The 22003-nt window shown below is 62.9% G+C and carries 23 protein-coding genes and 1 tRNA gene; 19 read left to right on the top strand and 5 right to left on the bottom strand.

Features of this window, described 5'->3' with window-relative positions:
* The first annotated feature begins 13 nt into the window (after positions 1-13).
* The 3 genes from PRtIB026_RS04585 to PRtIB026_RS04575 all read left to right on the top strand — a co-directional run bounded on the left by PRtIB026_RS04585 (position 14) and on the right by PRtIB026_RS04575 (position 2743).
* Positions 14-679 (top strand): fumarylacetoacetate hydrolase family protein, encoded by a 666-nt coding sequence (locus PRtIB026_RS04585; protein WP_203648592.1) that lies wholly within the window; start codon positions 14-16, stop codon positions 677-679.
* Positions 680-830: 151 nt separating this feature from the next.
* Entirely contained in the window at positions 831-1751 is a 921-nt protein-coding gene (locus tag PRtIB026_RS04580; RefSeq protein WP_203648594.1) for an SdiA-regulated domain-containing protein, read from the top strand.
* A gap of 86 nt (positions 1752-1837) precedes the next feature.
* A complete protein-coding gene (locus tag PRtIB026_RS04575) occupies positions 1838-2743 on the top strand; it encodes an SdiA-regulated domain-containing protein (protein ID WP_203648596.1) in 906 nt (301 codons plus the stop codon).
* Positions 2744-2914: 171 nt separating this feature from the next.
* Here PRtIB026_RS04575 and rpiA read toward each other — a convergent pair whose 3' ends face one another.
* Positions 2915-3589 carry a ribose-5-phosphate isomerase RpiA gene (gene rpiA / locus PRtIB026_RS04570; protein WP_011536226.1) on the bottom strand — a complete coding sequence of 225 codons (675 nt, stop codon included), beginning with the start codon at positions 3587-3589 and terminating at the stop codon, positions 2915-2917.
* Positions 3590-3722: 133 nt separating this feature from the next.
* Here rpiA and ilvA point away from each other — a divergent pair, with 133 nt between their 5' ends.
* Together ilvA and PRtIB026_RS04560 are read left to right on the top strand one after the other, a co-directional pair.
* Positions 3723-5237 (top strand): threonine ammonia-lyase, biosynthetic, encoded by a 1515-nt coding sequence (gene ilvA / locus PRtIB026_RS04565; RefSeq protein WP_203648598.1) that lies wholly within the window; start codon positions 3723-3725, stop codon positions 5235-5237.
* A 128-nt stretch (positions 5238-5365) separates the two neighbouring features.
* Positions 5366-5791 carry a DUF2269 family protein gene (locus PRtIB026_RS04560; RefSeq protein WP_203648600.1) on the top strand — a complete coding sequence of 142 codons (426 nt, stop codon included), beginning with the start codon at positions 5366-5368 and terminating at the stop codon, positions 5789-5791.
* A gap of 115 nt (positions 5792-5906) precedes the next feature.
* Here PRtIB026_RS04560 and PRtIB026_RS04555 read toward each other — a convergent pair whose 3' ends face one another.
* Positions 5907-6563, bottom strand: coding sequence for an HAD family hydrolase (locus PRtIB026_RS04555; protein WP_203648602.1), 657 nt, complete (start codon positions 6561-6563; stop codon positions 5907-5909).
* Positions 6564-6704: 141 nt separating this feature from the next.
* Here PRtIB026_RS04555 and PRtIB026_RS04550 point away from each other — a divergent pair, with 141 nt between their 5' ends.
* From PRtIB026_RS04550 to PRtIB026_RS04540, 3 genes are all read left to right on the top strand, one after another.
* Positions 6705-7184, top strand: a complete 480-nt coding sequence (locus PRtIB026_RS04550; protein ID WP_028688498.1) for an RNA pyrophosphohydrolase — start codon at positions 6705-6707, stop codon at positions 7182-7184.
* 22 nt (positions 7185-7206) lie between these two features.
* Positions 7207-9480 carry a phosphoenolpyruvate--protein phosphotransferase gene (gene ptsP, locus PRtIB026_RS04545; RefSeq protein WP_232854875.1) on the top strand — a complete coding sequence of 758 codons (2274 nt, stop codon included), beginning with the start codon at positions 7207-7209 and terminating at the stop codon, positions 9478-9480.
* Positions 9481-9617: 137 nt separating this feature from the next.
* Positions 9618-10061: a hypothetical protein gene (locus PRtIB026_RS04540; RefSeq protein ID WP_203648604.1), complete on the top strand. Its 444-nt coding sequence runs from the start codon at positions 9618-9620 to the stop codon at positions 10059-10061.
* 163 nt (positions 10062-10224) lie between these two features.
* Here the strand turns inward: PRtIB026_RS04540 and gabP are convergent, their stop codons facing one another.
* The gene (gene gabP, locus PRtIB026_RS04535; protein WP_203648614.1) at positions 10225-11610 is read right to left on the bottom strand and encodes a GABA permease; all 1386 of its coding nucleotides are present in this window, start codon (positions 11608-11610) and stop codon (positions 10225-10227) included.
* A 606-nt stretch (positions 11611-12216) separates the two neighbouring features.
* On the opposite strand from gabP, the gene PRtIB026_RS04530 reads away from it, so the two are divergent.
* The 5 genes from PRtIB026_RS04530 to PRtIB026_RS04510 all read left to right on the top strand — a co-directional run bounded on the left by PRtIB026_RS04530 (position 12217) and on the right by PRtIB026_RS04510 (position 16523).
* The gene (locus PRtIB026_RS04530; RefSeq protein ID WP_203648616.1) at positions 12217-12990 is read left to right on the top strand and encodes an ABC transporter ATP-binding protein; all 774 of its coding nucleotides are present in this window, start codon (positions 12217-12219) and stop codon (positions 12988-12990) included.
* Between the two features lie 13 nt (positions 12991-13003).
* Entirely contained in the window at positions 13004-13765 is a 762-nt protein-coding gene (locus PRtIB026_RS04525; protein WP_110734354.1) for an ABC transporter substrate-binding protein, read from the top strand.
* Between the two features lie 57 nt (positions 13766-13822).
* Entirely contained in the window at positions 13823-14515 is a 693-nt protein-coding gene (locus PRtIB026_RS04520) for an ABC transporter permease (RefSeq protein ID WP_203648618.1), read from the top strand.
* Positions 14516-15205 (top strand): ABC transporter permease, encoded by a 690-nt coding sequence (locus tag PRtIB026_RS04515; RefSeq protein WP_232854873.1) that lies wholly within the window; start codon positions 14516-14518, stop codon positions 15203-15205. It begins immediately after the preceding gene.
* A gap of 94 nt (positions 15206-15299) precedes the next feature.
* Positions 15300-16523 (top strand): methyltransferase, encoded by a 1224-nt coding sequence (locus PRtIB026_RS04510; RefSeq protein WP_267813632.1) that lies wholly within the window; start codon positions 15300-15302, stop codon positions 16521-16523.
* A 225-nt stretch (positions 16524-16748) separates the two neighbouring features.
* Here PRtIB026_RS04510 and mdtI read toward each other — a convergent pair whose 3' ends face one another.
* Positions 16749-17066 carry a multidrug/spermidine efflux SMR transporter subunit MdtI gene (mdtI, locus tag PRtIB026_RS04505; protein ID WP_050703396.1) on the bottom strand — a complete coding sequence of 106 codons (318 nt, stop codon included), beginning with the start codon at positions 17064-17066 and terminating at the stop codon, positions 16749-16751.
* Positions 17060-17419 (bottom strand): SMR family transporter, encoded by a 360-nt coding sequence (locus tag PRtIB026_RS04500; RefSeq protein ID WP_203648620.1) that lies wholly within the window; start codon positions 17417-17419, stop codon positions 17060-17062. Before PRtIB026_RS04500 ends, mdtI begins: the two co-directional genes overlap by 7 nt.
* A gap of 527 nt (positions 17420-17946) precedes the next feature.
* Here PRtIB026_RS04500 and PRtIB026_RS04495 point away from each other — a divergent pair.
* From PRtIB026_RS04495 to PRtIB026_RS04470, 6 genes are all read left to right on the top strand, one after another.
* Complete coding sequence (locus PRtIB026_RS04495; RefSeq protein WP_203648623.1) at positions 17947-18525, top strand: hypothetical protein; 579 nt, start codon at positions 17947-17949, stop codon at positions 18523-18525.
* Positions 18526-18534: 9 nt separating this feature from the next.
* The gene (locus PRtIB026_RS04490) at positions 18535-18741 is read left to right on the top strand and encodes a helix-turn-helix domain-containing protein (protein WP_023629980.1); all 207 of its coding nucleotides are present in this window, start codon (positions 18535-18537) and stop codon (positions 18739-18741) included.
* An 18-nt stretch (positions 18742-18759) separates the two neighbouring features.
* Entirely contained in the window at positions 18760-19146 is a 387-nt protein-coding gene (locus tag PRtIB026_RS04485) for a hypothetical protein (protein WP_203648624.1), read from the top strand.
* A gap of 22 nt (positions 19147-19168) precedes the next feature.
* Entirely contained in the window at positions 19169-19420 is a 252-nt protein-coding gene (locus PRtIB026_RS04480) for a hypothetical protein (RefSeq protein WP_203648626.1), read from the top strand.
* Between the two features lie 98 nt (positions 19421-19518).
* Positions 19519-19594: transfer RNA gene (locus PRtIB026_RS04475), tRNA-Thr, on the top strand.
* Between the two features lie 162 nt (positions 19595-19756).
* Complete coding sequence (locus PRtIB026_RS04470; protein WP_203648628.1) at positions 19757-21076, top strand: tyrosine-type recombinase/integrase; 1320 nt, start codon at positions 19757-19759, stop codon at positions 21074-21076.
* Positions 21077-22003 lie beyond the last annotated feature (927 nt).

Here is a 22003-nt window from a genome sequence, read left to right as displayed (position 1 = left end):
ACAGGAGTCGGCCATGAGTTACCAGCACCAGTACGTAGACGGCACGCGCATCCACTTCCCGCTGGGCAAGGTGGTATGCATCGGCCGCAACTACGCCGAGCATGCCAAGGAACTGGACAACCCCATCCCCAGCGAGCCGCTGCTGTTCATCAAGCCCGGCAGCTGCGTGGTGCCCCTGGAAGGCGGCTTCAAGATTCCGACCGAGCGTGGCTCGGTACATTACGAGGCGGAGATTGCCGTGCTGCTGGGCAAGCCCCTGTCCACCCACCCTTCCGAGGAAGAGGTGCTCGACGCCATCTCCGGCTTTGCCCCGGCGCTGGACCTGACCCTGCGCGATGTGCAGGCGAAGCTGAAGGAAAAGGGCCTGCCCTGGGAACTGGCCAAGTGCTTCGATGGTGCCTGCGTGCTGCCGCCGTTCGTGTCAGCCGATACCTTCGAGGACCTGACCGATATCGGCATTCGCCTGACCATCAACGGCGAGGTGCGCCAGGACGGCAACAGCGCGCTGATGCTCAACCCGATCGTGCCGATGATCCAGCACATCGCGGCGCACTTCTCCCTGCAGGCAGGCGATGTCATCCTCACTGGCACCCCGGCGGGCGTGGGGCCGTTCAATGTCGGCGATGAGCTGGTGCTGGAACTTCCCGGTGCAAGCCGGTTCGAAGGCCGGGTGCTTTGACTCCGGGCGACGACGGTGCAATGCCGTCGTCGCTGCTTGTGCCGGTGGGATTTGTCGTTTTTTTCACAATTGATCCGGATAATTCGTCTATTAACCTTCATTTGCCGACAGTGGCGACCACGCTGCCGCCTACTTTCAGGATCTCCATTCGATGACCAATCCTTCCAGCGCATCCCTTCCGCCAAAGCGACGCCTGATTACCCGCTGGTCGCTGTGGCTGCTTGCGCTGGCGATCATCGCCTATGGCCTGGTGGTAGCCATGCACTGGGATGACCGTGGCCTGCTGTGGATAAAGGAAGGCTTCGAAAGCCAGACCGAGCGCCAGGAAAGCATCTGGCTGCCGGATTACGTGGCCGACATCGATGCCAAACCGTTGCCGGGGATGGAGCGTGACGAGGCGTCGGACCTGGCGTTCAATCCGCACACCCGTACCTTGTTCGCGGTCATGGGCAAGCACCCGTTCCTGGTCGAACTCAACCTCGACGGTGACGTGCTGCGCAAGATCCCGCTGGTGGGCTGGTCCAATCCGGAAGGCGTGGCGGTCCTCGAGAACGGCCAGATCGCCATTGTCGACGAGCGCAACCATGATCTGACACTGGTCAAGGTGGATGCCGCCACGACATCGCTGAACCGCGCCGACTACCAGCCCTACGACCTGGGCGATACGGAGGATGGCAACAAGGGCTTCGAGGCCATTGCCTGGGACCTGATCCGGCAGCGACTGATCATTGGTGCCGAGCGGCCACCGAAGATGTTCATCTGGAGCACCGATGGCCACGGCCCGCTCAAGGGCGACAAGCAACCGCTGCCCAGTGACGAACTGGACCTGCGCAACCTGTCCGCGCTGGGCATCGACCCACGCACCGGGCACCTGCTGGCTTTGTCGGCGGACTCCAACATGCTGCTCGAGCTGGACGAGAAGGGTGAGCAGGTCAGTTTCATGACCTTGCTGGGCGGCTTCAATGGCCTGGCTGACACCATTCCCCGGGCAGAAGGGGTGGCAATGGATGACCAGGGCAACCTGTACATCGTCAGCGAGCCCAACCTGTTCTATCGCTTCAAAAAGCACTGATCGATCAGATATTTCTGATGGTGGCATTAAGCTTTGCTTCAGTTGATAGTGGTTAGATACGTGCTCCTTTCGCCGAGTCCGACCGCATGCGCCGCCACCTTCGCCTGATCTTAGCCTTCATCGTGCTTGTTGCCCTGCTCGTCCTGGGCGCCGCCGGGCATGAGTTCCGCCTGTTCGAGCGCGGCTGGTTCAACCTCAAGACCTGGTGGCAGCCGGCCGAGCAGAGCATCGGCCTGGATCGCTACCAGGTGGCGATCGAAGCGCAGCCCATCGTCGGGCTGGACGATGACATCTCGGCGCTGACCTACGATCCCGACCGCAAGAGCCTGTTCACCGTCACCAATGCCCGCTCGGAGCTGATCGAGCTGTCGCTGGACGGCCGCATCCTGCGCCGTGTTCCACTGACCGGCTTCGGCGACCCCGAGGCGGTGGAGTATGTAGGGCCCAACAGCTACGTGATCACCGACGAGCGCCAGCAGCGGCTGATTCGCGTGCGTCTTGACGATGACACCCTGTTCCTCGACGCCAGCGATGCCGAGCAGCTGTCCCTGGGCATCGGCCTCAATGGCAACAAGGGTTTCGAGGGGCTGGCCTACGACTCGGCGGGCAAGCGCCTGTTCGTGGCCAAGGAACGGGACCCGATGATGATCTACGAGGTGCATGGTTTTCCCCATGACAACCCCGACAAACCCTATGCCGTGCATGTGGTGCAGGATCGCAAGCGTGACCGGCGGCTGTTCGTGAGGGACTTGTCGAGCCTGCAGTTCGATGAGCGCAGCGGGCACCTGCTGGCGCTTTCGGACGAGTCACGGCTGGTGCTGGAGCTGGATGTGAAGGGCCGGCCACTGAGCACGCTGTCACTGCGCAAGGGATTCCAGGGCTTGAAACAGACCGTGCCGCAGGCGGAGGGGATTGCGATGGACGATGCCGGGACCATCTACCTGGTCAGCGAGCCGAACCTGTTCTATGTGTTCAAGCAGCCGGCTGATTGATTGCCTGGGCTGGCGCTATCGCGTTTACGTCTACCCCTGTAGGAGCGGCCTTGTGCCGCGAAAGGGCCGCAAGGCGGCCCCGGCAATCTTTGTTCAACGCTGAAATCTGGGGCTGCTACGCAGCCCTTTCGCGGCACAAGGCCGCTCCTACAAGGATCGCGCAAGGCTTGTTTACTCGGCCTTGAGGGTTTTCACGCCTTCAGCGGTCCCCAGCAGCAGCACATCCGCCGGACGCGCCGCGAACAGGCCATTGGTGACCACGCCGACGATGGCGTTGATCTGGCTCTCCAGCTCCACCGGGTTGGTGATCTGCAGGTTGTGCACATCCAGGATGACGTTGCCGTTGTCGGTCACCACGCCTTCACGGTAGACCGGGTCGCCGCCCAGCTTGACCAGCTGGCGCGCGACATGGCTGCGGGCCATCGGAATCACCTCGACCGGCAGCGGGAAGGCGCCCAGTACCGGCACCAGCTTGCTGGCGTCGGCGATGCAGATGAAGGTCTTGGCCACCGCCGCGACGATCTTCTCGCGGGTCAGGGCCGCGCCGCCGCCCTTGATCAGGTTGAGGTGGGCGTCGCTCTCGTCGGCGCCGTCGACGTAGAACTCCAGCTCGCTGACGCTGTTCAGCTCGTAGACCGGGATGCCATGGCCCTTCAGGCGCTGGGCGGTGGCCTCGGAGCTGGCGACGGCGCCGTCGAAGGCGGTCTTGTGCTGGGCCAGGGCGTCGATGAAGAAGTTGGCGGTCGAACCGGTACCGACGCCGACGACGCTTTTCTCATCCAGTTTCGGCAGGATGAGATCGACGGCGGCCTGGGCGACGGCCTGTTTGAGTTGGTCCTGGGTCATGCGGGCTCCGGGAGGGGCTGGGCGGATTTCAAAGTTGCCTAGTATAACGGCTCCCGCGGCTTTGCTGTGGTCGCCCGACTTGACGCTGGGGTAGACTCCCAGCCCTTGTCCCGCGGCCCAGTGATGCTTTCCGATGCTCGAACAGTACGTCAAGAAGATCCTCACCTCGCGCGTCTACGACGTTGCCGTCGAAACCCCGCTGCACAGCGCCGGGCAGTTGAGCAAGCGCCTGGGCAACACGGTGCTGCTCAAGCGCGAGGACCTGCAGCCGGTGTTCTCGTTCAAGATCCGCGGGGCCTACAACAAGCTGGCGCAACTGAGCGCCGAGGAACTGGCCCGCGGCGTGGTCACCGCTTCGGCCGGCAACCACGCCCAGGGCCTGGCCCTGGCGGCGCGGGAGCTGGGGATCAAGGCGACCATCGTCATGCCCAAGACCACCCCGGAGATCAAGATCGAAGGCGTGCGGTCCCGGGGCGGCAAGGTGGTGCTGCACGGTGACACCTTCCCCGAGGCGCTGGCCTACTCGCTGAAGCTGGTGGAGGAGAAGGGCTTCGTCTACATCCACCCCTACGACGATCCGCACACCATCGCCGGGCAAGGCACGGTGGCCATGGAAATCCTGCGCCAGCACCCGGGCCAGCTGGATGCGATCTTCGTGCCGGTCGGCGGCGGCGGGCTGATCGCTGGCATCGCCGCGTACGTGAAATACCTGCGCCCCGAGATCAAGGTGATCGGCGTCGAGCCGGACGACTCCAACTGCCTGCAGGCGGCCATGGCCGCGGGTGAGCGCGTGGTGCTGCCACAGGTCGGGCTGTTCGCCGATGGCGTGGCGGTGGCGCAGATCGGCCAGCATACCTTCGACATCTGCCGTCACCATGTGGACGAGGTGATCACCGTCAGCACCGACGAAATCTGTGCAGCGATCAAGGATATCTACGACGATACCCGCTCGATCACCGAACCTGCCGGCGCGCTGGGCGTAGCCGGCATCAAGAAGTACGTCGAGCTCAAGGGCGTCGCCGGGCAGACCCTGGTGGCCATCGACTCGGGCGCCAACGTCAATTTCGACCGCCTGCGCCATGTGGCCGAGCGCGCTGAACTGGGCGAGAAGCGCGAGGCGATCATCGCCGTGACCATCCCGGAGCGTCCGGGCAGCTTCAAGGCCTTCTGCGAAGCCATCGGCAAGCGCCAGATCACCGAATTCAACTACCGCAAGCACACCTCGGACGAGGCGCATATCTTCGTCGGCGTGCAGACCCACCCGGAAACCGACCCGCGCGCGGTGTTGGTGCAGCAGTTGATCGAGCAAGGCTTCCCGGTTACCGACCTGACCGACAACGAACTGGCCAAGCTGCACATCCGCCACATGGTCGGCGGCCACTCGGCCGGAGCCAGCGACGAGATGGTGTTGCGCTTCGAGTTCCCCGAGCGGCCGGGTGCGCTGTTCAACTTCCTCAACAAGCTGGGTGGGCGCTGGAACATCTCGATGTTCCACTACCGCAACCACGGCGCCGCCGATGGCCGGGTGGTCGCGGGCCTGCAGGTGCCGGAGGACGAGCGCCACCTGGTGCCGGCGGCGCTGGCCAAGATCGGCTATCCGTACTGGGACGAGACCGAGAACCCGGCTTACCGGCTGTTCTTGGGCTAACTGACTAAGCTGGGCATATGATCCTTCGCGGGTAAACCCGCTCCCACAAGGTTGGCGCGTCACCTGTGGGAGCGGGTTTACCCGCGAAGAGACGGGCGCGAATTACCCTGCTGAAGGACGATGAAGACATGGAACACCTGACCACCCTCAAGACCCTGCATATCCTCGCCACCGCCCTGTTGCTGCTGGGCGGCCTGGGCCTGGCGACCTGGACTGTCCGCGCCCGCCGCCAGGGCGATGCCGAGGCCTACGGCAAGCTGTTGCGCCGGCCGCTGGTGTTCGTCTGGCTGCTGATGGGGCTGTGCCTGGTGAGCATGCCGTTCACCGGCTGGTGGCTGGTGCACCTGGTTGGCTGGCCGCTGGGGCAGACCTGGGTACTGGCGTCCAGCGTCATCTATACGCTTGGCGCGCTTGCCGTGTGGTGGCTGGTGGTACGCCTGAACCGGCTGCGCAAGGCTGAAACCGTGGGTTTGAAGTTCACCTTGGCATTGGCGGTGTTCAGTGGCGTCTGCTTCCTGTCCATTGCCGGCTTGATGGGCGCCAAGCCGATCTGAGACAGCAGGAGGGCTCCGCCCTCCCTCGCGGCACAAGGCCGCTCCTACAAGCAATCACAGCCCGCTGTAGGAGCGGCCTCGTGCCGCGAAAGGGCCGCAAAGCGGCCCCGCGCCCTCAATCGCGCAACGAAATAACCTGCCACCCCCGCCGCTCGGCCTCGACCCGCAGCCTCGGATCCGGATCCACCGCCACCGGGTTCACCACCACCTCCAGCAACGGCACATCGTTCAGCGAGTCGCTGTAGAAGTAGCTGCCTTCCAGATCGAAGCCGTTCTCCAGCATCCAGCGCGCAAGCCGCGTCACCTTGCCTTCACGGAAACAAGGTATATCGGTGCTACGCCCGGTATAGCGACCATCGCGCACCTCGCACTCGGTCGCCAGCAAGGTACGCACACCCAGGCGGCGGGCGATGGGCGCGGTGACGAAGCGGTTGGTGGCGGTGATGATCACCAGCTGGTCGCCGGCCTCGCGGTGCTGGCGCAACAGGGCTTCGGCCCTGGGCAGGATGATCGGCTCGATGCAGTCACGCATGAACTCGCGGTGCCACTGCTCCAGCTGCGCAGGTTCGCTGGCCGCGAGGATTTCCATGGAGAAGGCCAGGTAGGCCTGCATGTCCAGGGTGCCGTTGAGGTAGTCCTGGTAGAAGGCGTCGTTGCGTTGCTTGTAGGCGACCGGGTCGAGAATGCCCCGCTCGCACAGGTAGTCACCCCAGGCGTGGTCGCTGTCGCCACCGAGGAGGGTATTGTCCAGGTCGAATAAAGCCAGGCGCATCGCGGTCACTCGCATCAGCCACGGAAGAGCCCCGCACAATACGGAGTTTTCACCTCGCTGCACATAAGCTTGGCGGGCGCGTTGCTGCGCGCTCAGGCTTTGTGGAACAATGCGGTGACATGCGTTTGCGAGGTTGCTGCCGTGATCGACCCGGATGGTTTTCGCCCCAATGTCGGGATCATTCTCACGAATGATGCCGGGCAGGTGCTATGGGCTCGGCGGATCAACCAGGATGCCTGGCAGTTTCCCCAGGGTGGCATCAACCCTGACGAGACGCCGGAAGATGCCCTGTACCGCGAGCTGAACGAAGAAGTGGGCCTGGAACGCCAGGACGTGGAAATTCTTGCCTGCACCCGTGGCTGGTTGCGTTATCGTTTACCCCAGCGCCTGGTGCGCACCCACAGCCAGCCGCTGTGCATCGGCCAGAAACAGAAGTGGTTCCTGCTGCGCCTGGTGAGCAATGAGCAACGGGTGCGCATGGACCTCACCGGCAAACCGGAATTCGATGGCTGGCGCTGGGTCAGCTACTGGTATCCGCTGGGCCAGGTGGTGACATTCAAGCGCGAGGTCTACCGCCGCGCCCTGAAAGAGCTAGCCCCGCGCCTGCTGACGCGCGACTGACGACGGAGTCCGACCCCGAGCCATGCTCAATACGCTGCGCAAGATCGTCCAGGAAGTGAACTCCGCCAAAGATCTCAAGACGGCGTTGGGTATCATTGTCTTGCGCGTCAAGGAGGCGATGGGCAGCCAGGTCTGCTCGGTCTACCTGCTCGACCCGGACAGCAACCGCTTCGTGCTGATGGCCTCCGAGGGCCTGAACAAGCGCTCCATCGGCAAGGTCAGCATGGCCCCCAACGAGGGCCTGGTCGGCCTGGTCGGCACCCGCGAGGAGCCGTTGAACCTCGAGAACGCCGCCGACCACCCCCGCTACCGCTACTTCGCCGAGACCGGCGAAGAAAAATTCGCCTCCTTCCTCGGTGCGCCGATCATCCACCACCGCCGCGTGGTGGGGGTACTGGTCATCCAGCAGAAGGAGCGCCGCCAGTTCGACGAGGGCGAAGAAGCTTTCCTGGTCACCATGAGCGCCCAGCTCGCCGGGGTTATCGCCCACGCCGAGGCCACTGGCTCGATCCGCGGCCTGGGCCGCCAGGGCAAGGGTATCCAGGAAGCCCGCTTCGTCGGCGTGCCGGGCTCCCCGGGCGCTGCCGTCGGCCGCTCGGTGGTGATGCTGCCGCCCGCCGACCTCGAGGTGGTGCCGGATCGCACCGTCGAAGACATAGACACCGAACTCAAGCTGTTCAACAACGCCCTCGAAGGCGTGCGCGAGGACATGCGCAAGCTGTCGGCCAAGCTCGCCACCCAGCTGCGCCCCGAAGAGCGCGCGTTGTTCGACGTCTACCTGATGATGCTCGAGGACGCCGCCCTCGGTGGCGAGGTGGTCGAGGTCATCAAGACCGGCCAGTGGGCCCAGGGTGCCCTGCGCCAGGTGGTTGGCGAGCACGTCAACCGCTTCGAGCTGATGGACGACGACTACCTGCGCGAGCGTGCCTCGGACGTCAAGGACCTGGGTCGGCGCCTGCTGGCGTATCTCCAGGAGGCCCGCTCGCAGTCGCTGGTCTATGAGGACAACACCATCCTGGTCAGCGAGGAGCTGACCCCCGCCATGCTCGGCGAGGTGCCGGAAGGCAAGCTGGTGGGCCTGGTCTCGGTACTCGGCTCGGGCAACTCCCACGTGGCGATCCTCGCCCGGGCGATGGGTATCCCCACCGTCATGGGTGTGGTCGACCTGCCGTATTCGAAGGCCGACGGCATCGAGATGATCGTCGACGGCTACAAGGGCGAGGTGTTCACCAACCCGGGTGAAGTGCTGCGCAAGCAATACAGCGATGTGGTCGAGGAGGAGCGCGAACTGGCCAAGGGCCTCGACGCCCTGCGCGAACTGCCGTGCGTCACCCCGGACGGCCATCGCATGCCGCTGTGGGTCAACACCGGCCTGCTCGCCGACGTGGCCCGCGCCCAGCAGCGCGGCGCCGAGGGCGTCGGCCTGTACCGCACCGAAGTGCCGTTCATGATCAACCAGCGCTTCCCCAGCGAGAAGGAACAGCTGGCGATCTACCGCGAACAGCTGCAGGCGTTCCACCCGCTGCCGGTAACCATGCGCAGCCTCGACATCGGCGGCGACAAGTCGCTGTCGTACTTCCCGATCAAGGAAGAGAACCCGTTCCTCGGTTGGCGCGGCATCCGCGTCACCCTCGATCACCCGGAAATCTTCCTGGTGCAGACCCGCGCCATGCTCAAGGCCAGCGAGGGCCTGAACAACCTGCGCATCCTGCTGCCGATGATTTCCGGCATCCACGAACTGGAAGAAGCCCAGCACCTGATCCACCGCGCCTGGGGCGAGGTGCGCGACGAAGGCACCGACGTGCCGATGCCGCCGGTGGGGGTGATGGTGGAAATTCCCGCCGCCGTGTACCAGACCCGCGAGCTGGCGCGCCAGGTCGACTTCCTCTCGGTCGGCTCCAACGACCTGACCCAGTACCTGCTGGCAGTCGACCGCAACAACCCGCGGGTCGCCGACCTGTACGACTACCTGCACCCGGCGGTGCTGCAGGCGTTGCAGACCGTGGTCAGCGTCGCCCACGAGGAAGGCAAGCCGGTGAGCATCTGCGGTGAGATGGCCGGCGACCCGGCCGCGGCGATCCTGCTGATGGCCATGGGCTTCGACAGTCTGTCGATGAACGCCACCAACCTGCCGAAGGTGAAGTGGATGCTGCGCCAGATCAACCTGAGCAAGGCCAGGGAACTGCTGGCCGACGCCATGAGCCATGACAACCCGCAGGTTATCCACAGCTCGCTGCAACTGGCGCTGAAGAACCTTGGCCTGGCGCGGATGATCGGGCCGAACAAGACCCTCTGAGATCCTGGGCCCGCTTTGCGGGCCTTATGTCGCGAAAGGGGCGCAGAGCGCCCCGGCGATCTCGAATACCTGCTTGGGTTTCCCTGGCAACTACGCTTCAATACGCGCCTTTACCAGTCGTCCAAGGATCCGCCCCCATGGCCACCAACACCAAACAACAGAAACGCGCCAAGCGCGCCGCCACCAAGGCCAAGCAGAACCGCATGGTGCGCAGCGGCCAGGCAGTCAAGGCCAGTGCCGGCGACAGCGCCAGCGTCGAGCAGGTGTTCAACAAGGCCATGGAGTCGGGCAGCTACGACAGCCTGTTCGTGAAAATGAAGGAAGCCCAGGAAGGCGGCCTGGTGCCGATGATCTCGGTATTCCTGGTCGACCCACTGCTGGCGCTGGTGCTCAAGGGCCACAAGGAAGAACACGCCACCGACTACATCGTCCTGGTGTTCACCGCCTACCGCGCGTGGCTCGACGGCATCGACGAGGATGCGACCATGGCCTGGCTGGAGAGCGACGAGTTCCAGGACGCCTATGTCACCGCCTCGGAGGTCGTGGCCAGGCAGCAGCAACAGCAGAAGCAGTTCGGCTGATAGTGACGCTCAACTTGCGCCGGCCTCTTCGCGGGTAAACCCGCTCCCACAGGTTCCCTATCGCCTTTCAGGCTTGTGAGATCCCTGTGGGAGCGGGCCTCACAGGCAAACAAAAAGGCCGCGCCCCTCACAGGACGCGGCCTTTGCATTTCACACCAGCGGATCAGCTATCCAGCGCCACCCGCGCAGCAGCGCCACGCTTGCGGTGCAGCAGCAGGCCAGCCGCCACCACACCAATGCTCAGGATGGCCGTGGCGATGATCTCGGCACGGTGGTCTTCACGCAGCGCCATCACCACCAGGATGGCAATGATGAAGGCGATGGTCGCCCAGGTCAGGCCCGGGAACATCCACATCTTGAACGAGATCTTCTCGCCCTTGGCTTCACGCTGGGCACGCATGCGCAGTTGCGACACGGCGATCACCAGGTACACCAGCAGGGCGATGGCGCCGGAGCTGGCCAGCAGGAACTCGAACACCGCGGCCGGGGCCAGGAAGTTGGCGAACACGCACAGGAAGGCCGCGGCGGTGGAGAGCAGCACGGCCCAGTGCGGGGTGCCCGCCTTGGTGGTGCGCTGGGCGATGGCCGGGGCGTCGCCACGCTTGCTCAGGGAGAACAGCATGCGCGAAGAGGTGTACAGCGCCGAGTTCAGGCAGCTGGTCACGGCGATCAGCACGACGATGTCGACGATCAGCTTGGCATTCGGCACGCCGATCAGGCTGAGGACGGTCTGGTAGGAACCTTTCTCGGCGAGGGTCGGATCGTTCCAAGGCACCATGGCCACGACCAGGAAGATCGACACCAGGTAGAACAGGCAGATACGCCAGATCACCGAGTTGGTGGCCTTGCTGATCTGGCGACCCGGGTCTTTCGACTCGGCGGCGGCGATGGTAACGATCTCGGTACCCATGAACGAGAACATGGTGGTCAGCATCGCGGCCAGCACCGCGCCCAGGCCGTTGGGCATGAAGCCCTGGGTATCGAACAGGTGGCTGATGCCGCTGACCTGGCTGCTCGGCACCATGCCGAACATGGCCGCGCAACCGACGACGATGAAGCCGATGATCGCCAGCACCTTGAGCAGGGCGAACCAGAACTCGAACTCACCGTAGTTCTTCACGCTGAACAGGTTGGTGACGGTCAGCGCCAGGGTAATGATCAGGGAGAACGCCCACAGGTCCACCGACGGGAACCAGGCATGCAGGATGGCGGCGGCGGCGTTGGCCTCCAGCGGGATCACCAGGACCCAGAACCACCAGTACAGCCAACCGATGGTGAAGCCAGCCCAGCGCCCGATGGCGCGGTCGGCATAGGTGGAGAAGGACCCGGTGTCGGGCGAGGCAACCGCCATTTCGCCGAGCATGCGCATTACCAGCACCACCAGGGTACCGGCGGCGGCGTAGGCCAACAGCACGGCAGGGCCGGCGGCAGCGATGGCATGGCCGGAGCCGACGAACAGGCCGGCGCCGATCACGCCGGCAATCGACAGCATGGTCACATGCCGTTGCTTGAGCCCCTGAGCGAGGTCATTGGAATTGTTACCGCTCATAAAACTACCTTTGTAAGGAGGTGGACTACACGAATGACTGGCCAGCGCGCCGGGGTGTGAGTGGGCGTCGCTGCATTCAGTGGTTTCGGGATGGCAATAAGCGGGCCAGCTGAGAATGGCTTTCGTCTGAAATGTTTCTGTAACCAAGAACGACGCGGCTTGCAGGGCATTGTGCCAAGCTTTGACCGAAAGGTCGTCAAATCCCCATGCCAAGTTGGGATTACTGAAATACCCACTTACAAACGCACCAAAGGTGCCCCTCGGTAACACCTGGGCACAAATTCAGGACACGGCAAAGCGCAACCTCAAGGCGCAACCTCGAACCCGCATAACCCGCGACACAGTGCCACCCGGCCAAAAACGGCTTCCCAGATAGGAACAAAGCTGGCACCATCGCGCCTTTTTTCATCAAAGCTCCGGTGCTGGGCAGAACGCCAATGCGGATATCCTGGCGACAGTCCACTGCAGCGATGCGACAAACTGTCCCACCAGCGACCCGAGCCCCCCGCGACCCGGTTGGCCGCCGTTGCGCCGCTATGCTAGCGTGGCGCTCGCCAGGAAGGCCGCCAACAGCTGGGAACGCACCCGAACACATGAGGACCGCACATGGCCCAGGCCACGCCCGCGCTGGAAATCCGCAACCTGCACAAACGCTATGGCGAGCAGGAAATTCTCAAGGGCATTTCGCTGACCGCGCGCGACGGTGACGTGATCTCCATCCTCGGCTCATCCGGCTCTGGCAAGTCCACCCTGCTGCGCTGCATCAACCTGCTGGAGAACCCGCACCAGGGCGAAATCATCGTCGCCGGCGAGTCCCTCAAGCTCAAGGCGCAGAAAAACGGCGACCTGATCGCCGCCGACAACCGCCAGATCAACCGCCTGCGCAGCGAGATCGGCTTCGTCTTCCAGAATTTCAACCTGTGGCCGCACATGTCGATCCTCGACAACATCATCGAGGCGCCGCGCCGCGTGCTCGGCCAGAGCAAGGCCGAGGCCACCGAGCACGCCGAGGCGCTGCTGAACAAGGTCGGCATCTTCGACAAGCGCCACAGCTACCCCGCCCAGCTTTCCGGTGGCCAGCAACAGCGTGCCGCCATCGCCCGTACCCTGGCCATGAAGCCCAAGGTCATCCTGTTCGACGAGCCGACCTCGGCGCTCGATCCGGAAATGGTCCAGGAAGTGCTTAACGTCATCCGCGCATTGGCCGAAGAAGGCCGTACCATGCTGCTGGTGACGCACGAGATGAACTTTGCCCGCCAGGTGTCCAGTGAAGTGGTCTTCCTGCACCAGGGCCTGGTCGAAGAGCAGGGATCGCCGCAGCAGGTCTTCGAGAACCCGACCTCGGCGCGTTGCAAGCAATTCATGTCCAGCCACCGCTAACGGAGCAACACGAATGCAGACCTACAAGAAATTCCTCCTGGCCGCTGCCGCCACCCTGGTGTTCTCGGCCAATGCCATGGCAGCCGAGAAACTGAAAATGGGCATCGAGGCGGCCTACCCGCCCTTCAACAACAAGGATGCCAGCGGCCAGGTGGTCGGCTTCGACAAGGATATCGGTGACGCCCTGTGCGCCAAGATGAAGGTCGAATGCGAAGTGGCCGTCTCCGACTGGGACGGCATCATCCCGGCGCTGAACGCCAAGAAGTCCGACTTCATCATCTCCTCGCTGTCGATCACCGACGAACGCAAGCAGGCCGTCGACTTCACCGACCCCTACTACTCGAACAAGCAGCAGTTCATCGCACCGAAAAACGTCGACTTCAAGACCGACCGCGCTTCGCTCAAGGGCAAGACCATCGGCACCCAGCGCGCCACCCAGGCGGCTACCTGGCTGGACGATAACGGCGGCATGGACGGCGAGTTCAAGGTCAACCTGTATGATGGCCAGGAAAATGCCTACCTCGACCTCACCTCCGGCCGCGTCGATGCCATCCTCGCCGACAAGTACGCCAACTACGACTGGCTGAAATCCGAAGCCGGCAAGAACTACGAGTTCAAAGGCGACCCGGTGAACGAAAGCGATAAGGTCGGCATTGCCGTGCGCAAAGGCGACAATGAGCTGCGCAACAAGCTCAACGCCGCACTGAAGGAAATTGTCGCCGACGGCACCTACAAGAAGATCAACGACAAGTACTTCCCGTTCAGCATCTATTGATTCGCCCCGACAGGCATCGCCGCCCTGGCGATGCCTGTCCCTTGAACAAACTTACCCATGAATATCGACCTGCACGGATTCGGCCCGGCCATGATGGCCGGTACCCTGATGACCGTAAAACTGGCGCTCTGCGCCTTGCTGCTGGGGCTGGTCCTGGGCCTGCTCGGCGCCCTGGCCAAGACCTCGCCGGTCAAGCCCTTGCAATGGCTTGGCGGCACTTATTCCACACTGGTGCGCGGCGTACCCGAACTGCTCTGGGTGCTGCTCATCTACTTCGGCACCGTCGGACTGATGAACAGCCTGGGCGAGCTGCTGAACATGCCGGGCCTGGAGCTCAGCGCCTTCACCGCCGGGGTGATTGCCCTGGGCCTGTGCTTCGGCGCCTACGCCACGGAAGTGTTCCGCGGCGCGATCCTGGCCATCCCCAAGGGACACCGTGAAGCGGGCCTGGCACTGGGCCTGTCCAAGGGTCGCATCCTCTCGCGGATCATCCTCCCGCAGATGTGGCGCATCGCCCTGCCGGGCCTGGGCAACCTGTTCATGATCCTGATGAAGGACACCGCGCTGGTGTCGGTGATCGGCCTTGAAGAAATCATGCGCCACGCGCAGATCGGCGTGACCGTGAGCAAGGAGCCGTTCACCTTCTACGCGGTCGCCGCCTGCATCTACCTGGGCCTGACCATCATCGCGATGATCGGCATGCACTTCCTGGAAAAGCGCGCCGCTCGCGGCTTCATGAGGGCCGAGTAAATGAACTGGGAAGTCATCATCAAGTGGCTGCCACGCCTGGCCCAGGGCGCGACCCTGACCCTGGAGCTGGTGGCCATCGCCGTCATCGCCGGCCTGATCCTGGCCATTCCGCTGGGTGTGGCGCGCTCTTCGCGGCACTGGTACGTGCGCGCCCTGCCCTACGGCTACATCTTCTTCTTCCGCGGCACACCGCTGCTGGTGCAGCTGTTCCTGGTCTACTACGGCCTGGCCCAGTTCGACGCAGTGCGCAACAGTTCGCTGTGGCCGTACCTGCGCGATCCGTTCTGGTGCACGGTGCTGACCATGACCCTGCATACTGCCGCCTATATCGCCGAGATCCTGCGCGGCGCCCTGCAGGCGATCCCCAAGGGCGAGATCGAGGCGGCCCGGGCGCTGGGCATGTCGCGGGGCAAGACGCTGCTGTACATCATGCTGCCGCGCGCCACGCGCATCGGCCTGCCGGCCTACAGCAACGAAGTGATCCTGATGCTCAAGGCCAGCGCCCTGGCCAGTACCGTGACGCTGCTGGAACTGACCGGCATGGCGCGGACCATCATTGCCCGGACCTACCTGCCGGTGGAGATCTTCTTTGCCGCCGGGGTGTTCTACCTGCTGATCTCGTTCGTGCTGGTGCAGGGCTTCAAGGTGCTGGAGCGCTGGCTGCGCGTGGATGCCTGCCAAGGGCGTTGAACCCGGGGCCGCACGCGGCCCCCTCTCTGTAGGAGCGGCCTTGTGCCGCGATGGGCTGCACAGCAGCCCCTCTCGCTAGCACCCCGGTGCCCGAATGACCTCAACACCCTACCTGCAAACCAACCAGCTCCTCGAGCGCTTCCAGGCCCTCGACCGCTTCCTCACCCGCCACCAGCCCCTGTGGCACCCACGCCCGTTCACCCACCTGCGCCTGGCGTGGGAAGACCAGCACCCGCAACTGTCCCATTGGCTGCGCCAACGCACCCTCGAGCAAGCTGAATCCTCCGAAACCTCGGAGGCCCCGCCCCCCTTCCCACAACTGGCCGCCGAAGCCGCGCAGCTGTCCGCCGTCGGCGAGCTGCCCGATGCCGGCCTGCATCCCGCCGGCCACCGCCTCGATGTCGGTGTCCCCGGCCGCAAGTGGCAGCAGATCGAAGCCTTCAGCCGTCGCCTGGCGTTCAGCCAACCCGCCCGGCACTGGCTCGACTGGTGTTCCGGCAAAGGCCACCTGGGCCGTCGCCTGTTGCAGACCGACCAGCAACTGACCTGCCTGGAGTACGACGCTGAACTGGTCAGCGCCGGCAAGGCCCTGAGCGAGCATCACCACCTGCCCGCCACCCACGTACACCAGGACGTCATGGCCGCCGACAGCGCCCGCCACCTGAACGGCGACAAGAGCGCGGTCGCCCTGCACGCCTGCGGCGACCTGCATGTCCGGCTCATAGAGCTGGCAAGCCAGCAGGGTTGCCGGCAGATCGCCGTTGCGCCCTGCTGCTACAACCGCATCCAGGGCAAGGCCTATCAGCCACTCTCCGGCGCCGCCCGGGCCTCGGCGCTGGCCTTGACCCAGGAAGACCTGGGCCTGCCGTTGAGCGAGGCGGTCACCTCCAGCCTGCGCACCCGCCGCCAGCGCGACACCTCAATGGCCCGTCGCCTTGGTTTCGACCTGCTGCAACGCCAGCAACGTGGCATCGACGACTACCTGCCCACGCCATCGCTGCCGGTCAGCTGGCTGGTAAAGCCCTTCGAGCAATACTGCCGCGACCTGGCCGAGCTCAAGCAGGTCACGATCCACGGCAACCCCGACTGGGCCACCCTGGAAGCCGCCGGCCAGCGGCGCCTGGCCGAGGTGCGTAACCTCGAGCTGGTTCGCAATCTGTTCCGCCGCCCCCTGGAAATGTGGCTGGTGCTCGACCGCGCCCTGTTCCTTCAGGAGCAAGGCTACGTGGTGCGTGTCGGGGTGTTCTGCGATTACCCGCTGACGCCCCGCAACCTGCTGCTGCTAGGCGAGCGTGACACAGCGCCGCAGCACGGTTGACAGCCTGTGGATAACTCTGTGAACAAGCTTGTGATGAAAATCACCAAATCTTGGATCCAGAGGCTATTTGCGCTGCTTTGCTTATTCCACCATGGGCGTCAAAGCCAGTAAAAACAGGACTTTGCGCAAAGACCGATGGTAGCGCTGGCCGGCATGCCTTTCGCGCAAGCGGCCAATGCCCATTGTGCATAAACCATTCGGCCAAGCGCTTTGGCGGGGGTGTTGTCAAGCCAGTTTGAGCAAGCTCATGCCTACCAGCAGCAGCACCAGGCCGAGCCAGCCGCGCCCGGCCAGGCGCTGACCGAACAGGGCCCAACCCATGGCTACGGTGGCGAGAATGCCGAAGCCACCCCAGATCGCGTAGGCCAGCGACAGGTCGATGTCCTTGACCGCCTGGGCCAGCGCGGTGAACGCCGCCAGCACGCAGAGGATCGAGGCCACGCCCAGGCCCTTGCGACGGAAACCGTCGGAATACTTGAGCAGCAGGTTGGCCAGGACTTCCAGCACAATGGCCAGGCCCAGCCAGGCAAATGGCATCAGCATGGCACGGCCTCCCCTTCACGTTCGACAGCCTTGGCCCGGGTGCCGGCCTTGACCAGCAAGATGCCGGCGATCATCACCGCCAGGCCCAGGACCTTGGTCCAGCCCAGGCTTTCGCCGAGCCAGAGCACGCTGATCAAGGTGATCAGCACGATACCGAACCCCTCCCACAGCGCGTAGGCGACACCCACCGGCACACGCTTGACCGCCAGGGCCAGGAAGAAATAGGACAGACAGATCATGACGTACATGACGGCATGCCCCAGCACGGGGAAATGGGTGGCGGCGAGTTTCATCGACGCCGTGCCGATCACCTCGAAGGTGATGGCGACGATCAGGTAGATCCAGGAACGCATGATGCCCTCCCATGGGCGACAGCAGCCGAGCGCACAGGCATCGGCACCAGACAGAGACGTTTACGGCTGTAGAGGGAGGGTGGCGCTAGAGATCGCCGGTCCAGTGACGTTCACGGGAAACCAGGCGGGAGGAGGAGAGGAGCTTGAAAGCTTTACTGTTCAACATAATGAACACAAGATTAGCTTAACTGATCGATTAAGTCAAAACGATAGGCTAAGACTAAATATTTCTCGCGAAAAATTGCGTGCCTCCAGATTTATCCCCTTAAAGCCTGCTGAAAGCTTCGTAAATTATATTCCCCACAGTCGTTCCTATAGGGATGACCCTGCGACTGCTCTATAGCGTAGGCAAGCTTCCTCAGCGTGGGAGCGGGCTAGCCCCGCGATCACCGGCAAGGCCGGTGCCATGCCTACTCCCTCCTCCTGCGACAAACCGTCGCCACAGGCCAAATAACAAAATTAATTATTGTTTTACGATAATTATTCAAGAATAATCCGCTCCGTTCATCACTGTACGGAGGCACCCCATGAACAGTAGATCCGTGGCCTATGCGCGTTCGCGCCTACGCACCATCGGCGCATTCGCCGCCTACCTGGCGTGGACAACCGCGATCGTCGAGCTGACGATCACCCCGTTGCTTTTTATTTTCGATTTCCCCGACATGCTCAACGGCTACCTGCAAGCCTACGGCGACCAGATGCCCCTGCTGCTGGAACCCGGCTACCAGGCATCCCCCCTGGCCATCGGCCTGGTATTGGTGGTGGACATGATCCCGACGATGATTTCCGTCATCGCCCTCTGCCTGACCGGCCTGTTCTTCCATCGGCTGTCCCGTGGCCAGACCTGGACCTCGGACAATATCAAGCTGCTCTGGTGGGTCGGCCTGCTGTGCATCTTCACCCCGTTGCTGTGGCCGGTGACCTATACCTTGCAGGGCCTGGCCCTGGCCATCGACCTGCCGGCCGGCGAAAGGAGCTTCAGCTTCTCGATCGGTGTATCATCGCAGGCTGTCTACGAGATCATGAAAGGCATCCTGCTGTGTGCCTTCTCGCTGCTCATGCGTGACGCCAAGACCATCAGCGATGAACACAACTGTTATGTCTGACTGCTTCCTATGCCGATAATCATCCGCCTCGACGTCGTCATGGCCCGGAACAAGATGCGTTCCAAGGACCTGGCGGAAATCATCGGTATCACGGAAGCGAACCTGTCGCTGCTGAAAAACGGCAAGATCAAGGGTTTCAAGATCGAGACCCTGGAGAAGCTGTGTCGCGCCCTGAACTGCCAGCCCGGCGATCTGCTGGAGTTCAGCGACGAATGATCAAGGACTGCAACACCCATGGCACTTTTCCACAACAGTTTGGCCGCCCTCGTGCTGGCCTGCCTGGCCTTGGCCCTGGCCGGCTGCGGCCCGAGCTACACCTATAGATACTCGCCACCGCCCAGCGCGCATGGCATGAATTGCATCAACAGCTGTTCGACGGAGCGCAACCACTGCCAGCAGATGGCGCGCCTGCAGGAGAACAGCGAACGTGCGCTGTACCAGGCCGAGATGAGGGCCTACCAGTACTGCCAGAACGGCAAGAGCAAGAAGGAAGCGCGTCACAGTTGCCACTACCCGAGCTACCCCTTCCACACGGGGAGCAGCTACAGTTGCGGCAATGACTACGACTCCTGCTACATGGCCTGCGGCGGCACCATCCAGCGCATCCTGAACAAAGACTGATCCCGGAACGGACTCGAACATCGTGAAACACGCCAAGCCTTTCGCCCTGCTGACCCTCGCCCTGGCCATGACCGGCTGCGCCAGCGGTACGCCCTCGAGCAAACCCGCCGCGCTGAACTGGAACATGCCCGGCATGCAACTGGGCGGCGACCGCGGCCTGCCCCTACACAACGCCGACGGCAGCTGCCGCAAGCGCGGCTGCGACAACGGCAAGCTGTTCTTCAACCCGGGCCAGCCCGAACCGAGCGTCAACTCGATCCACCGCGGCTGGTAGGAAAATTCTCCTTTGTGCGCGGTGACTTAGGGGAATGTGCGATGGATGCAACGAAGTGGTTTACAGCGGCAAATCCATCGCTATAATGACGCCCCTGTGCCGGTATAGCTCAGATGGTAGAGCAACTGACTTGTAATCAGTAGGTCCCGGGTTCGATTCCTGGTGCCGGCACCATTCAAGGTTCCATAGAAAGCTTTCAAAATCTCTGGAACCCCCGAAAAACCCGCCTTCTGGCGGGTTTTTTCGTTTTGGCGTTCCGTCGGATTCCGAGGGTAGCCAGCGCTAATAAGGGTACTTTTAAGGATACCTACCAATTCGATATTGGAAAGTACCCTTATGGCTCGCACAACGGCTCCCCTTACCGACAACGCCTGCCGCACTGCAAAGGCTCGCGAACGTGAGTACAAGCTTTTTGACGGCGATGGCCTTTACCTGCTCGTGAAGCCCAATGGTCGTAAAGGCTGGCGGCTCAGGTATGTGAAGCCCGATGGCCGCGAGGGCCTGACCTCACTTGGCAACTATCCAGTGGTCGGGCTGGCTGACGCTCGCCACAAGCGCTTCGAGCTCAAACAGCAGCTCGCCAACGGCATTGACCCTATACAGTCCAAGCAGCAGGCCAAGGTGCAAGCCGTGATCAATGGCCGCACCTTCGAAAGCGTTGCGCTCGATTGGTATGCCGGGATGGTGCCGAAGTGGGCGCCGGGCCATGCCAAGACTGTGCTCAGCCGGTTGAAGACTCACGTATTCCCTTTGCTCGGTGCCAGGGCAATCGTTGAACTCGACACCCACGACCTCATGCAGCCACTGGAAGCCGTGACGAAGCGCGGCACCATCGACGTGGCGCTCAGGATCAAGAACTACCTGCAAAGCATCATGCGCGAAGCCAAACGGCTGCGACTGATCACGGCGAACCCGGCTCACGACCTCGATGGCTCGATCAAAACGCCACGGGTTACACATCGACCCGCACTACCCTTATCGCGGTTGCCTGAGCTACAGGCGCATATCGACGGCTACAATGGTCGCCCGCTCACGCGCCTCACGGTGATGCTATCGCTGCACGTGTTCGTGCGCTCCAGTGAACTGCGCTTCGCCCGTTGGAACGAGTTTGACCTCAAGCGTGGCATCTGGGAGATCCCCGACACCCGCCCGGCGCTGGACGGAGTACCCTTTTCCACAAGGGGTACAAAAATGGCCGGGGATATCCACGTTGTACCCTTATCGCCGCAAGCAGTGGCCTTGCTTGAGCAGATCCACGCGATCACCGGCAAATTCGAACTGGTGTTCGCGGGGGATGCCAAACCGTGGAAGCCGATGTCCGAGAACACGGTGAACGCCGCGCTCAGGACGATGGGCTACAACACCAAGGTGGATATCTGCGGCCACGGGTTCCGCGCTATGGCGTGCAGTGCGCTAGTCGAGTCCGGGCTGTGGTCGGAGACGGCTATCGAGCGGCAGATGAGCCACAAGGAACGCAACAACGTACGCGCCGCCTATACCCACAAGGTTGAGTTCCTTGAAGAGCGCCGGATGATCATGACCTGGTGGAGCCGGTTTCTAGAGGCGAACCGCGAGGACCATGTGACGCCGCATGAGTTTGCCAAGCAGACGGGCGAGAACGTCACGCGGCTTCGCAGTGCCAAGAGAACCGAGTAACCCGCCGCACCACCACCTCAAACTCGCTATGAAGTTACCCACAGCACCGCATTAAGCTCCTCCGCGCGGGCCCTTTCAAACGGGGCTGCAAAGCCGCCCCGTTTGAAAGGGCCATAACTAAGAAAAAAACTGCTGGCACAGCGTACGTCTGTGGAAAACCACAGATGCCCACCGGAGGATAATTTTATCCACAGGCGCTAAATCCCTGAAATCGCTTTGCTTGACGAACATTGTCCACAGGCGTAGACCGGGAGTTGCAAGCGCTGTCGATGACAGGACCCAGGTGATCCGAACCTTAAAGGTCACGCCGCTCCGGCGGTGGTTCTCCCCAAGGGCGATTCGCATCCGGCAGCTCGCCCGGTCACTACCCATGTGATGGATGCTCTTACATATGGCGCTCGTGCGCCAGACACACCGTACCTCGCTGCCCTGCAGCAACCAATCCGCTTGGCCGAATCCTGCGCCAACCTGTGCCCGTCTCTTTCTCTGGAAAGAGACGGGCACTTCTACCACTGCTGCAGCCCTGATCGCACATGGCTTTGCGGCACTCTCCCTCGTGACAATCGGCGTGACAAACGCCGATGTCACCAGCAACAGCGCTGTAGATGATGGTGCCGCAGACCAAGGAATGGACTGCACCTGACTGACAGTCAGGCATGCCCCGGTCATCGCATTGCTGCTTGCACACGGCTCAAGATCTTCAGGTGCTGGTTTCGTCAGCCAGCACTGCCTCCACCCGCCCACCGGCAACGGTGCTCAGGAGGCCAGATCATGAAATGCCCTTGCTCCCGGACGTAAGGAGCCGCCAGTCCCGCGTTAGAGGAAATCCCCACAGGTCGCAGGGGCCTTGATCCCTGATAACACTCAGCATTCTTGGCGGGATGAAGTGGGGTCACCAATGGAGGCGCAACTAGCGTCCTGTTGACG

Origin of the sequence: Pseudomonas sp. RtIB026, from assembly GCF_016861355.2 — a bacterium.
Lineage (GTDB): Bacteria > Pseudomonadota > Gammaproteobacteria > Pseudomonadales > Pseudomonadaceae > Aquipseudomonas > Aquipseudomonas peradeniyensis.
This window is presented reverse-complemented; position numbering and strand designations above follow the sequence as displayed.